This window comes from Nitrospira sp. (genome assembly GCA_030692565.1).
GTDB lineage: Bacteria > Nitrospirota > Nitrospiria > Nitrospirales > Nitrospiraceae > Nitrospira_D.
Map to the genome: position 1 here is coordinate 83797 of JAUYAO010000022.1, position 13796 is coordinate 97592.

9 protein-coding genes are annotated in these 13796 nt (G+C 60.7%); 5 read left to right on the forward strand and 4 right to left on the reverse strand.

What is annotated here, in order from left to right:
• Nucleotides 1-130: 130 nt before the first annotated feature.
• The 5 genes from Q8N04_05110 (at nt 131) to Q8N04_05130 (ending at nt 6248) form a co-directional block, all read left to right on the forward strand.
• Entirely contained in the window at nt 131-793 is a 663-nt protein-coding gene (locus Q8N04_05110; protein ID MDP3090034.1) for a hypothetical protein, read from the forward strand.
• A 122-nt stretch (nt 794-915) separates the two neighbouring features.
• Nucleotides 916-1482, forward strand: a complete 567-nt coding sequence (locus tag Q8N04_05115) for a TIGR00645 family protein (protein ID MDP3090035.1) — start codon at nt 916-918, stop codon at nt 1480-1482.
• Between the two features lie 200 nt (nt 1483-1682).
• The gene (locus tag Q8N04_05120; protein MDP3090036.1) at nt 1683-2744 is read left to right on the forward strand and encodes a hypothetical protein; all 1062 of its coding nucleotides are present in this window, start codon (nt 1683-1685) and stop codon (nt 2742-2744) included.
• Nucleotides 2745-2785: 41 nt separating this feature from the next.
• A complete protein-coding gene (locus Q8N04_05125) occupies nt 2786-4225 on the forward strand; it encodes a patatin-like phospholipase family protein (GenBank protein MDP3090037.1) in 1440 nt (479 codons plus the stop codon).
• Nucleotides 4226-4244: 19 nt separating this feature from the next.
• Nucleotides 4245-6248: a hypothetical protein gene (locus Q8N04_05130; GenBank protein ID MDP3090038.1), complete on the forward strand. Its 2004-nt coding sequence runs from the start codon at nt 4245-4247 to the stop codon at nt 6246-6248.
• A 59-nt stretch (nt 6249-6307) separates the two neighbouring features.
• Here the strand turns inward: Q8N04_05130 and Q8N04_05135 are convergent, their stop codons facing one another.
• The 4 genes from Q8N04_05135 to Q8N04_05150 all read right to left on the reverse strand — a co-directional run bounded on the left by Q8N04_05135 (nt 6308) and on the right by Q8N04_05150 (nt 13690).
• On the reverse strand, nt 6308-8803 hold the full coding sequence (locus Q8N04_05135; protein ID MDP3090039.1) for an ATP-binding protein: 2496 nt from the start codon (nt 8801-8803) through the stop codon (nt 6308-6310).
• 261 nt (nt 8804-9064) lie between these two features.
• Nucleotides 9065-9352 carry a four helix bundle protein gene (locus Q8N04_05140; GenBank protein MDP3090040.1) on the reverse strand — a complete coding sequence of 96 codons (288 nt, stop codon included), beginning with the start codon at nt 9350-9352 and terminating at the stop codon, nt 9065-9067.
• 108 nt (nt 9353-9460) lie between these two features.
• The gene (locus tag Q8N04_05145) at nt 9461-12049 is read right to left on the reverse strand and encodes an ATP-binding cassette domain-containing protein (protein ID MDP3090041.1); all 2589 of its coding nucleotides are present in this window, start codon (nt 12047-12049) and stop codon (nt 9461-9463) included.
• A gap of 48 nt (nt 12050-12097) precedes the next feature.
• Complete coding sequence (locus Q8N04_05150) at nt 12098-13690, reverse strand: ATP-binding protein (GenBank protein ID MDP3090042.1); 1593 nt, start codon at nt 13688-13690, stop codon at nt 12098-12100.
• Nucleotides 13691-13796: the final 106 nt, after the last annotated feature.

Consider the following 13796-nt stretch of genomic DNA (forward strand, 5'->3'; position numbering starts at 1 on the left):
AGCTAAACGGGAGAGACAAAACCGATCCATCGGCACAAGAGGATCAACAAGGCCGCCTGCCTGCGCGAAGCGCTTCGGCGGAGGCAGGGGACGCCGCTGGCGGACTTGGTCAGCATCCGCCGAGACAACAATGCGCGTACACGAACCAACGTCCATTTTGCTGCTCGGGTCCCAAGCCCCCCTCGTCGGGACCCTCGACGCATGGATGCACACACACTTTGCTGAACCTCTGAACGTGGCATCCGTGACCACCGTTCCTGAGGCGCTGGTTTATCTCCAGTCACACCGAGTCGATCTGATCCTTGTCGACGAAGCAACGGCACGGACCGAACTGCGCACGATCCACACCGCCTCACCCGCCACTGCAATCATCGGGCTGGTCATGAAGATGGACGAATCCGTTCAGCTTCTCATGCTGCGGCAAGGCGTTCACGAGGTTCTCTCCCTGCTCCCGTCGACCGACGCCGAACAAGCTCGCACCATTGAACGGGCCCTGGCCCGTGTGAATGGACGTGCCGGGCTGCTCAAGTCGGGTGAACCGTGCCCCGACATCGCGACCGCTCCGCCCCGGTTGATCCATGATCTGAACAATCTCCTGACCTCCATCAACGGGTTTGCCGATCTTCTGCTCGCGCAACTCACGCCGGACCATCCCGCACGAACGGGCGCCGAGCACATTCGTCTGGCCGGAAAGCGCGCGGCCACGTTGCTCAAGACGCAGTCAGCGGCACATTCAAGCGCGGCGCCGCCCTCCTCACCGACCGTCCCGTCGATCACCGCCAACGCTGCGTAGCCGGCGACACTCCGGCGGAGTCGCTGAACTTCTCACAGCTGAATTGACAGGTCGTACGACGCACTTTAGGATACGCGGCACACGTGGCCCTGAGCGGGCCTATGACTGGTTGAGGAGGCCTGATGTCCAGCGAGCATTCGTCCCCGTCCCATACTCCGACACGATCGCACCGGACCCCGGTTGCCCAGATCGAACATCTGTTTGAACTCGTCGTCTTTGCCAGCCGCTGGATTCAAGCGCCGCTGTATGGAGGGCTCATCGTCGCGGAGCTGCTCTACGCCTACAAGTTTTTGATCGAGCTTTGGGAGATGGTCCGGCATATCAATCAGCAGGAAGAGACCATCTTCATGCTGGGCGTGCTGGGATTGATCGACGTCACCATGGTGGCGAATCTGCTCACCATGGTCATCATCGGCGGGTATGCCACCTTCGTCAGCAAGTTGGATCTGGAAGAGCATCCGGATCGGCCGGACTGGCTGACGCACATCGACCCCGGCACAATTAAGATCAAGCTGGCGGCGTCGCTGATCGGCATTTCGAGCATCCACCTCTTGAAATCGTTCGTGAACATCCACAACGAAAACTACGACGACATCAAATGGAAAATCTTCATCCACCTCACCTTTCTCGGCTCCGCCATTCTCCTGGCCTGGACCGATAAGATTATGCAGAGAGACAAGAAGCACTGAGCCGGTATCGAAACCCCTACAGAGCTGTATCGTTCCCGGCCGATTGATCCGCACCCTCTACAGTCTGCGCGACACCCGTTCGGGAGCAATCCTTTCTTTCAGGCCTTGCAGGCCCTCCCCATCAAGGCATGGCTCTTGCGAACATTTCAGCACCGCACTTGGCGGTGAATCCTCGATAACATCCGCGATTGGAGACATGCATGACTCGCCTTGGTCTCGCGGCACTCCTGACATTTCCGCTCCTCACCGCCTGTACGTCTTCGCTCCTCGATCTGCGGGAGCATTTCGATGTCCATCGTTCCTCGTTTGAGGAAAAGCTGGCGGGCGATTCGGCGAAGGCGGAACAGTTCCGGACCTGTACCCAACAAGCCCACGATGGCAGCAGCCTGCCCATCAGGACGGCAGCAGGGACCCCTGCCGCACGATCGGTCGGTGCGCCGATCACGGTCGGCGGCAGGCTCCGAGCCCCCGTGCAGGCGTTGGTGGAACGGATTCACGAGGAGGTCGGGAACAAGGCCACGTCCTTCAGCGTCCTTTCCGACATGGCAGACGATTTCGCCGATCCTTCGCGTCGCCGGGTGGATCTGGACAAGCTCCATCGGCTCACCGACGCCATCCGGCATTGGCAGGCCCATCTCGACTTCGACGAAGAGGCCTTCGCGCGGGACACGTCGCTCTTTGCTCAACTCTTCCTCGCCTACAGCCGGGCCTACTTCGGCGACGTGCGATATGCCCTCGCCCCCAACCCCGCCTCAGGGACAGTGCGCGGGATCGTCCAGGTCACCTCGCGGGGGTTTGTGGACCGCAGCGGAAACACCGTTCGGTTTCCCGGCCTCTCGGCCGCCGCCCAGGCGGACGAAACCCACGCGATCGAACTCGCCGCCACGTCCATCGACTCCCGGCGAGTCAGCGCCGACCTTACCCGCATCTTTCTCGAAGCCTTCTTCGATGCCACGTTCCGTGTTCCCGCCGTACAACAGGCGACGGCCCTCCGTCTGCCGGCGACGACCGCGTCCTATCCGGCTTTTGATCCGGCTCACCCGCCCATCTCGCTTGACGCGCTGGCCGCCGTCTCGCGCAACGCGCTCAGGACGGAAGCCGTGGCAACCTCGCTGGTCGGCAAAGCCGTGCGCGGCGGGAGCCTGTTCGGCACAAACAACGAAACCGTCGCCGCCACGCTTGAAACAGCCGCGGGAGTTTTTGCAAAGAAACTCGTCGAGCACGAAGGCTTCTGTTATTTTCAAGTCACACAGCACCCCTAACCGCCCACGGGCCGCGCCTGTGCCGCACCGACGAGGACGCCATGATACGCATACTCTCATTCAGCCTGAGCCTGGGATGCCTGCTCGCTCTCAGCGGATGCTTCGCCAAAATCCACCAGCTCCCCGCCCATACCGACCAGCACCAGCCGGTCTTTGCCCCGCTACCCGACCGAGGCACACTGGTCGGCCTTGCGGTCTCCGGCGGCGGCAGTCGCGCCGCAACCTTCGCGGCCGGCACACTGGAAGCGCTGGCGAATGTCCGCTTCGTGGAAGAGGGACAGGAACGCAGTGTCCTGCAAGCCGTCACGCACATGTCGAGCGTCTCGGGCGGGAGTTTGGCCACGGCTTACTATGCCGTGAAGAAACCGGCCAAGACCGAACCAGTGTTCGCCGGTCAACAACTGTCTCCCGCCTATCAGCAGTTTTTCGCCCGTTTCAAATCCGACATGCAGAAGAATTTTCAGATCCGGGCACTGGGGCGCCAGGTGCTGAACTTCCGGGTGGCTAACCCAACCAAGTTTGCTCATTCGTTCGCCGACGTCTGGGATGCCAACTTCTTTGACGAGATCACCTTTGCCGGATTGTATGAGCGGACCAGACGAGGGGATGCCCCGCAGATCATGCTGAACGGCACGATGTACAACTCAGGCCGACGGCTGGTGCTGACGACACTGGCCCCGGCGGACTTTGCCTACGATTTCACCGCAGAGTTGCGCGCCAAGCTGATCGCCAAGGGACTCCAATTCACCCCGGAAGGCAAGGCCAGCTTTGACCGAAGCGTGGATCGAGCCAAGAATCAATTCCTGCCACTGACGATGGAAGAAATCGGCGGTGATCACCGCACGCTGCCGGTGTCGCTCGCCGTGGCCACCTCCGCCTCATTTCCTCCGGTAGTCGGACCGGTGACCTATCAGACAGCGGGATCCTCATCGTATACCCACGTCGGCGATGGCGGCCTCTTCGACAACCTCGGCACGGAATCACTGACGACCCTTTTCCTGAACAAATTGAATCCAGCTCACCCGCAAACACAACGCGGGCTGATCCTCGTCATCGATACTTCCTATCCCTTCGATGAGGGGGCGGCCGACCTCGGTAGGAGTGAAAAAGGGTTTGACGTATTTATCGACGATCCTTCCCGGATTGTCGGCATCATGGAAGAACGAGCCAACGCCTATCAGGCGATGCTCTGGCACAGCCTCAGGACAGAAGGCGTCCTGCTCCCCGACTACAATCAGCTCAAACTCATCATCCTCCGGCATACCGACGCCGAGTGGACGACAGACGATCCGCTTCCTCCCGGATGCCCGTCCGGCCTCACCCCCGCGGACATCAAGCGCGTGATTCGGCAGATTCCAACATTGTTTAAGATCGACGCGGATTGTCACGCGCCGCTGCTATTCGCCGCGGCGAAGAAAGTCGTGCAGAAGCAGCAGGACCGGATCGTGAGATTCCTGCAAGCGGCAGCCGCAATCCAATGAGTCAGCGGGAGGGCCTACCATGATATGGTCGTGGAAAACGGTGCAACGAATCCTGGCCGTCCTACACCCTTCATGGTTTGCAGCACTGGTGATTCTCGGGACGAGCCTGACCTTCCAAGCGCCTCAAACGCTGGATGTCATCGACGCCGTGGCAATTGAGCACGGTGCACTCTCTCCGCAACACGTCTCACTTGCCATGTTCCTGCTCATCCTCGCGGTCAGCGGCTGGTATTTTCCGCGCGCCTTGTTGTCGGTGAAGTACTGGAACACCCCAGAGCCCGATCATGACCGCGAGCGCCAATACTTTGAACGATGGCGCCGCTACGTACCTCGGGCACTAGGGACCGCCCCCATTGCCTCCGTATCTATGGCCTTCTTCCGAGTCGGAAACCCCGGCTACGGACTCTTCTACCTCACGCTGGCCGCGGCCTTCCTGGCCAGCATCATCCTGCGCCGGCGGCGGTTTCTGGCTGAGAAGACCATTGTCGTGTCCGAGCCCACACTCTCGACAGCCACGTTCAGAAGCCTGCTGGCACTGCTGCTATTGTCATGCGTCATCTTCTGGGTCTTCGTCCTAGCGCCGATCGAAGCGCCGACACTCGTCGGGTCAGCGGCGATTCTTGTGTATGCCGCCGCCGCCTGGATCGCGTTCGGCTGTCTGGTGCTGCTCCATCCCACGTACCGCTACCGGCTACCGTCGCTCTTTCTGCTCATGATTGCGCTCTCAGGCCTGTTCGGCCTGTGGAACGACAACCACGCCATTCGTCAGGCTACGGTCGAGCCGGAACCGTGGATGCGGGAATCCATCGACCACCATCTGGATGCCTGGCTCGATGCCAGACAAACGCAATGGTCCGCCCCCTCCACAGCGTATCCCGTTTACATTGCGTCCGCAGAAGGTGGTGGAATTCGCGCCGGCTATTGGACCGCTTCCGTACTGGGCAAGCTGGAGGATACCCATCCCGGCTTTGCCTGCCATCTCTTGGCCATCAGCGGAGTCTCAGGGGGAAGCCTTGGCGGGGGAGTATTCTCTGCCCTGATTGCCGACCGTATTCAGCATGACGGCGATGAGTGTGCGGAGGCCCCTCACACAACACACGCGCCGCTTCTGCCACTGATTCGGCGCATGCTCGGACGCGACTTTCTAGCGCCAACACTGGCGGGCTTGCTCTTTCCCGATCTGGTGCAACGGCTTTCCCCGCTCTCGGGATCCTGGACCTTCCCTGACCGCGCCTCCTACCTTGAACGGTCTTGGGAACAGGCATGGGCCGAGACAACCCGAACCGATCGATTTCATGAAAGCTTCCGACGGCTCTGGGACGGATCGCAAGCCCGCTATGCGGTTCCATCTCTCTTTTTGAACGCCACCTGGGTCGACTCCGGAGACCGAAGCATTGTCAGCAACATCTTACTTGATCCAATCCACTTTGCCCGCGCCGACGATCTCGTGGCCTTTTCGTCTACCCCCATCCTGACCAGTGCCGCTATCCATGCCAGCGCCCGATTCACCTACGTCAGCCCGCCGGGGACGGTTCAAGGGACGACACGGGTGAGGCAGGTCGTCGACGGAGGGTACTTCGAGAACTCAGGCACCCTCACCGCCGGCGAAATCGCGCGCGCGTTAGTCGCAGCGCGGGACCGCTACTGTATCCGGCAGCCTCAACCAGAAGCGGCCCGTTGCATCACACCACCAATCGAACCCGTGATACTCATCCTCAGCAACGACCCCAAAAATCCTAACAACGAATCGGCAAAGGGAAACCTTCCTCCATCAAGCGGCGGCCGTTTTCTTACGGAAACGCTGGCTCCCTGGCTGACCCTCTTCAATACCCGTAGCGCACGCGGCTACGGATCTGAGCATGCCGTGGCCAGAGAGTTCACGACCGTCCGATTCGCACTGGGGGACTACAAGCATGCGGACGTACCGCTGGGGTGGATGCTGTCACAAGAAACGCGGGCGCTGATCGATCAACAGATCGATCAGCTGAGAGGGTTGGACGCGTTGTCCCACGGAAATCATTAGCACCCCGCGCGGACAGATTGGCTGAGACGCGACTGCGTGCCTCAACCAGCCGAAAAACCCTACAACCAGGCCGGGGTCATGATCCCCTTCGCATCCCGCCATTGCGGGGTCCAAGCGAGGGCTACGAGCTTCACCGCGATATTGGATTTAGTGGGCTTGATGGAAATGGTCTCGAGCTTTTCGTTCAACGGATCGGTCGCGGCGGCCAATGCGTCGCTCTCGGTTTTGAATTGCGCTTCAAGATCGGCCAACTGTTGCTGCAACGCCGCCACGTTTTCTTCAGCGTGGCCGACATCCTGCGACTCTTTCATTACACGGCCGGCGCTCTTGATTGCCGTCGTCGCGCGCCCGATATTCGTGGCGCTGATCGTCTTCCGACCCAAGAATGCGCCAAGGATCGAAGCGCCGACCGTGATGGCGGCCTGCACCTGGCTGGAACGAGACTCCGCTTGCTGCTTGGCCTTCATCTGATCGGCTCGCCTGATGCGGTCTTGCAACGCAGCGATCTTGGGTGCGTATTTCTGGCGCAACGACTCGGCCGCCTGATCTCGCAATTCGCGGCCGGACTGTTGGAGCCGCACGCGGAAATCCCGTTCGGACTCGCCCGGCTTGGAAACGTCTTTCGTAGTCGGGCTTTTGAACAGCTCGATCTTCTGAGTCCTGAACAGCCAGCCTCCGAAGTCTTTACTCCAGTCGGCGTAACTCTTGGCCTTGCTCGCACTGGCCGGAAGCGGAAGGAACTGGGCATCGCTCTCCGGCGACTGCTCCAGATCCGCGACAGCCAGATCCGCGGCAACGGCATGATCCCAATCGACCGCCACGGCACCGTCGCTCATGGGCGCTAACACCGTCACGTCCTGCATCTGGTCGATGCCGCTCTTCGTCTCGGAGAAGCGGATCTGGGACGATCCCAACAGCATCGGGGCATACACAAGTTCGTTCCCCTCCGGCTTGGACCCACGCAGCGACACAAACTGCTGCGGCACGTCCGGGGGAACAATCGGACGAACGGACGTCAAACGTGAACCGTCATTCGTCATTCGTGAAGAAGTCGATGTATCCATTCCGACCGTTTGACGCTTGACACTTGACGCTTGACGCCGTACCGGGTCCATGAGTGCCTTGATCTGCGTTCTCGTCAGAGGGCCGCGCAAGTATGACAGGCACCAGCGGGTTTCGAATACGACCGGCTCGTCTTCATGCACGTTGTTCATCAGGAAGATGCGGTTGCCGAGGCCTGCAAGCGTCTGTTCCATGCGCCCCTTGTCGAATTTCTTTCCCGCGCTGGAGGAGGCGCCCTCCAATCCCTCGAGCACCCGCGCCTTGTCGCGCTCCGTCTGCAAGCGGCCGATGAACCAGGTGCCGGTGTTGGCGAGGCCTTTGTAGTCGAGATCGACGGGATTTTGCGTCGCCAGCACCACGCCCAGTCCGAACGCGCGGGCCTGCTTGAGCAGGGTCATCAGCGGCAGCTTCGACGGCGGATTCGCCACCGGCGGGAAATAGCCGAAAATTTCATCCATATAGAGGAGCGCCCGCAGGCTGGTCGTGCCAGATTGCGCCCGCATCCATCCGACCATCTGACTCAGTAAGAGCGTCACGAAGAACATGCGTTCGGCGTCGTTCAGATGCGCGATGGAGAAAATCGCCAGACGCGGCTTGCCTGCCGGTGTGTAGAGGAGCGACTGAATATCGAGCGCCTCTCCTTCGAGCCAGGATTGGAAGCCGGGCGCGGCGAGCAGATTATTCAACTTCATGGCCAGCGCAAAACGATCCTTCGAGGGGAAGAAGGAATCCACGTCCATTACGCCGATCTTCGTGACCGGCGGAGTTTGAATGGCATGAATGAGCGCGGCAAGATCCAGATCTTCCTCGTTCCTCCAGGTGCGATCCAGAATCGTGGAAAGCAGAATGTGTTCGCGGCTCTGGATCGGATCGGCTTCGATACCGAGCAAACCCAGCAAACTGGTCACGGTGGTGCTGATGCGTTCGCGGAACAGTTCAGCATCCTCGCGCACATCAGCGGCCGGCGCGGCGAAGGACTTCAGAATGGAAACCGGAAGCCCTGCGTTGCTGCCCGGCGTGTAGATAGCCACATCGGCCGCATCGCGCAACCGCTGAATGCGCGCGCCGTCCTGCTGCCAGCCCGCCAACCCCTTCGTCCACAACTCGGCCTGCGCCTTGGCATAGTCGGCCGGCGACAATCCCTTCTTCCGTGCGTCGTCTTCGTTGATCCAGGGTTGAAAGTCTTCGCCCTTGAGACCAGGGAAGGTGAGCATCAGGTTCCCCAGATCGCCCTTGGGGTCGATGATGATGGCTGGAATATTGTCGATCGCCGCTTCTTCGAGAAGCGACAGACAAAGGCCGGTCTTGCCGCTGCCGGTCATGCCGACGCAGACCGCATGGGTCACGAGGTCTTTCGAATCGTACAGCAGCCAGCCCGGCTTCGCCTGCTTCGCCGCCATGTCATAGGGACGACCGAGGTAGAAGACGCCGAGCCCTTCGAAGTCCTGCGCCTTTGATGGCTCCTGTGCTACTGACTTCTTTGTTTTTGCCATGGCACCATCCCCCTGACCTGTTTCGTCAACCGTCAACCGTCATTCGTAACGGAACCAGTTGCTGGCTTATTGCCTACTCGTCCAATACTTCCATTATAACCGTTGATGAGTTGAATAAATCGAAGAAGCTTTCCCTTGAGACCCTCGTGCTGACCCTCGTTCAAATAGCCCTGATCCGTACAAGTAATCAGGTGATCGAGCAGTTCATACGCCGACCCACGTGCGATTCGGCAGGACTGGATGTTCTCCTTACTGAGGAGGTCACCAAATAGTGCGTAGCGAGTCATCAATAATCAACGGTTTTCCCTTTAGAGATACCACTTGTAAAGCAATGCACACGCACACTTTGACGGTCTTATCAGTAAAATGGAATCGTCCGTAACCTTCAGCGATGTTGGCGGTGAGAGAGATTGCAGCCGTTCTGACTTGTTGGCCTAAGCAGTATTGCTCTTGTTTAGGGAAACCTGCCGTCAAAGCATACAATTCGCTTCTGATCTGTCTGCCCACCTTCCAGACATCCAGATCTTCAAAGGACGTGATGGCCTTCATTCTCTCCCTCGATTGACGTTTGACGGACGGTGCTTTTTACTCTGCCCAGTTGACGTATGACGCCTTCCATCCTTACCCGCTTGACGTTTGACGAATGACGCTTGACGCCTATATCCCTGCTTCACGGAGCACCTGCCCCGTATAGGACCGCTTGGACTTGGCCACTTCGCGGGGCGAGCCTTCGACCACGATTTCGCCGCCGCGATCGCCGCCCTCTGGACCGAGATCGATGACCCAGTCGGCGTTCTTAATTACGTCGAGATTGTGCTCAATGACGAGGACCGTATTACCCGCTTCCACCAATCGATCCAGCACATCGATCAGCCGTTGCACGTCGGCAAAATGGAGGCCGGTGGTCGGCTCATCCAAAATGTACATGGTCCGTCCGGTGGGCCGCTTCGAGAGTTCACGCGACAGTTTCACACGCTGAGCCTCGCCACCGGAGAGCGTCGTGGCGGATTGGCCGAGCTTCACATAGTGCAACCCGACATCGTGCAGGGTTTCGAGTTTCCGTTTGATAAACGGAATATGCTCGAAGAATTCCACCGCGTCGTCGACGGTCATGTTCAACACGTCGGCGATGCTCTTGCCCTTGTGCAAAATCTCCATCGTCTCGCGGTTGTACCGCTGACCCTTGCAGACCTCGCAGGTCACATAGACATCGGGCAGAAAATGCATCTCGATCTTGATGAGCCCGTCGCCCTGGCAGGCTTCGCACCGTCCGCCCTTGACGTTGAAACTGTAGCGCCCGGGCTTGTAGCCCCGCACGCGCGACTCGGGTAAATTCGAATAGAGATCCCGGATAAAACTGAACAGACCGGTATAGGTGGCCGGATTAGATCGCGGCGTGCGGCCGATCGGGGATTGATCGATGTCGATCACCTTATCCAGCGCATCGACACCGAGAAGTTCTTTACAGCCGTCGATCCTGGGTTTCCCCTCACCCTTCCCTCTCCCCGCTGGGGCGAGGGCTCGTCCAATTTTCCTCTCCCCTCTGGGGAGAGGAGAAGGTGAGGGGGGGCGTCCGAGTAACTGCGACAGCGAATGGAACAGAACTTCGAGGACGAGCGTGCTCTTCCCCGAACCGGAGACGCCGGTCACGCAGGTCAACATGCCCAACGGAATCTTCGCCGTCACATTCTTGAGATTGTGCTTCTGCGCGTTCACGACCGAGAGATAGCCCTTCGGTTTGCGCTCGCGCTTGGGCAGCGAGACCGTCTGAATGCCGCGCAGATACTGGCCGGTGATGGAATCGGGATTGCCCATTACCTCTTGCGGCGTGCCTTGGGCGATGACATGGCCGCCTTGCGTGCCCGCGCCGGGCCCCATGTCGAGCAGATGATCCGCGGCCATCATCGTTTCGGCGTCATGCTCCACGACGACGACCGTATTGCCGAGATCGCGGAGTCGCAGCAGAGTCTGCAAGAGCCGACGGTTGTCGCGCTGGTGCAACCCGATAGACGGTTCGTCAAGAATGTAGAGAACGCCTACGAGGCCTGAGCCGATTTGCGTCGCGAGCCGGATACGCTGCCCTTCGCCACCGGACAAGGTGGCAGCTGCCCGATCCAGCGTGAGGTAGTCCAGGCCGACATTCACCAGAAAGCCCAGCCGCTCGCGAATCTCTTTCAGAATGCGATGCGCGATGACCAGCTCACGATCGGTAAACTTCAGCGAGACAAAAAACTCCGCCGCCGCCCGGATCGACAGACTCGTGACTTCGGCGATGGATTTCTTCTCCAACTTGATCGCGAGGCTTTCCGGCTTGAGCCTGGCGCCCTGGCAGACCTCGCAGGCATCCAATAACGTAAAGTCTTCTTCCTCCGGACAACCGGGGGTCATCGCGTAGCCGATGCCGTCGCAGGCGGGACAGGCGCCGTGCGGGCTATTGAAGGAGAAAATGCGCGGTTCGACTTCCGGATAGCTCACGCCGCACTTGATACAGGCCAGCTTGTCGCTATAGAGCTTGGTCTTGCCGTTGTCGGTCAGGACCGCCACCAGCCCGCCGGTGAGTTTCAACGAGGTCTCGACGGAATCGGCCAGGCGACGCATGAGCGCATCGCCCGCCTTCATCACGAGGCGATCGACGATGATCTCAATCGTGTGCTTTTTCTGTTTATCGAGGACGATATCCTCGCCGAGATCGACGATCTCGCCGTTCACGCGCGCCCGCACATAGCCGGCCTTGCGCATCTCCAGCAGCTCTTTGCGATATTCCCCTTTGCGCCCCCGGACAATCGGCGCCAGAATCTGAAACTTCGCGCCTTCGGGAAGACCGGCAATCGCATCGACCATCTGCTGGACGGTCTGCGCGGCGATTTCTTCCCCGCATTGAAAACAGTAGGGCCGCCCGACCCGCGCGAATAAGAGGCGCAGATAATCGTAAATCTCCGTGACCGTGCCGACAGTTGAGCGCGGGTTGTGACTGGTGCTCTTCTGCTCGATGGAAATCGCGGGCGACAGCCCCTCGATCGAATCGACATCCGGCTTGCCCATCTGCTCCAGGAACTGCCGGGCGTAGGCCGACAGGGATTCGACATAACGCCGCTGCCCTTCGGCGTAAATAGTGTCGAACGCGAGCGATGACTTGCCCGATCCGCTCAAGCCGGTGATGACGACCAGCTTGTCGCGCGGAATGACGACGTCAATATTCTTGAGATTATGTTCGCGGGCGCCTTTTATCGTGATCGTATTGCTCATAGGCGCGGGATTATAACACGCAGCCCGATCGAACCAGTGAGGACAGCCTCACCTGCGGGGCCTGCGGCGCGGCCGGTCGAGGGCTTCGCCCCAATGGGTCAGGAAGGCCGTCACAAACTCATGTTCTTCGGCCGGCGGTACGGCCAGGCGGGCCAGGGCCAACGCAACCGCCAAGGCGATGTGATACCCCTCCGAGCGGGACGCGATGGCGCGGCGATAGGCGGGATGGGCGTCGTTGATGACCACGGTGGATTCGACAAGGCGGCCGAGATCCGGATCTCCTTCGCGCGACTCGAACCGGATGCTGAGCCCATAGTGGGCCGGCCGCGACCGACCTTTCGGTCCCGGCACGACAGCGACGCCGGGCGGAGATTCCGGTTGAGGGGGCGGCGTTCCCGGCTCTTCTTCGGCCGAAAGCGGCCCCCCGGCCGTTTCCGGCGGCGCTTCGGGAGGAGCGACCGCTTCATCGAGGGCATCGGCGCCGCTCATGACGGACGCCGTGAGGAACCTCTGCCCATCATCGAGCGAACCCGATGTTCGTCCGATGGGCAATCGCTTCTGACCGCCGGCTCGCTGCTCGACCAGCGACGAGAGCAACGGAAATTCTTCGGCCAGGTCCACCAGCACGGTTTCCAAATCGCGCTCCAGCGGTCGCATCGCGCGGCGGCCGGCCTGGTTGCCGCTGGCGGGAGCATCTCCCCACTGGGCCAGTTGCCGCGAGACGGCTTCCTGAATTGCCTTGCGATAGCCCAGATACAGCGCCCCCCGCGCGCCGACCCGGACGAAGTCTCCCTTGTTGAGGGTGAGCGCGGCGGCCAACTCCGGGGCCTCGATCATCCCGGCTATTCTGTCCGGAGCAGCCGATGTGATTCCGAGCCAATCCCACCCGCGCTTGATGACCTTGCCGAAGGTGCTGATCGCCAGGCCGCGCTGGTCATCCGGCAAGGGCGTCTCGCTTCGGGCCAGATAGCCGACCGCCGTCGGCTTGCGCCTGCGCGCCGGACACACGGCAATTCGCGACACCTCCGTGCCATGCGCATGCCGGCGAGCCAGGACCCGGCCATTGACCTCGAATCGGAACCCCTTCGGATAATGCTGCCCGAGGATCTCGTCGAACTCCGGCTCCAGCAGCGGCTGGTACTGGCGGCGCAGCGCGCCCTCAAGATAGCCCTCGTCCAGCAGCGGCGAAAGCGCGTTCTGCAGCGTGAGCCGCACCGCCGTGCCATGATCGGCCACCAAGCCCAATGGAGGCATCCATTTCCACGGCGCCTTGTGGCGCCCGGCCAGATGCCACAGGCTCGCGACATGTTCCTTGCCGCGCTTCGTTTCAGTGACGACGTCTTCGCACACCAGCAGGCCGAGTTTGATCCCGACCCCGGCGAAGCCGATGCCGTGGCCGCGCGTTTTCGTGCTGGCGGCCAGGTCGTGGTACCGGACCAGATCCCGGCGCCTCATGCCGGAGCCGTCGTCCAGGATGGTCAGCGTCGCCGAAGCCGGGTCCGCCGTGAGACGCAGGCAGGTGGCGCCGGAGTCCAGCGCATTGGCGACTACTTCGGTGAGAATGGTTTCTTCGAGCGCGCCGGGGTAGGCGTCGCGCAAGTCTTCGAGCAGATGATGCAGGTCAACCCGGGTTTCGCCCATCAGCCGTTCTCCTCATTGCCCACGTGGCACGTCGTGACAGCCGAGTATCGACTAGCCGGGCCGACGCGGTCAAACCGGGAGGTAGCGGCAGGGGGCTGGCCGCTCT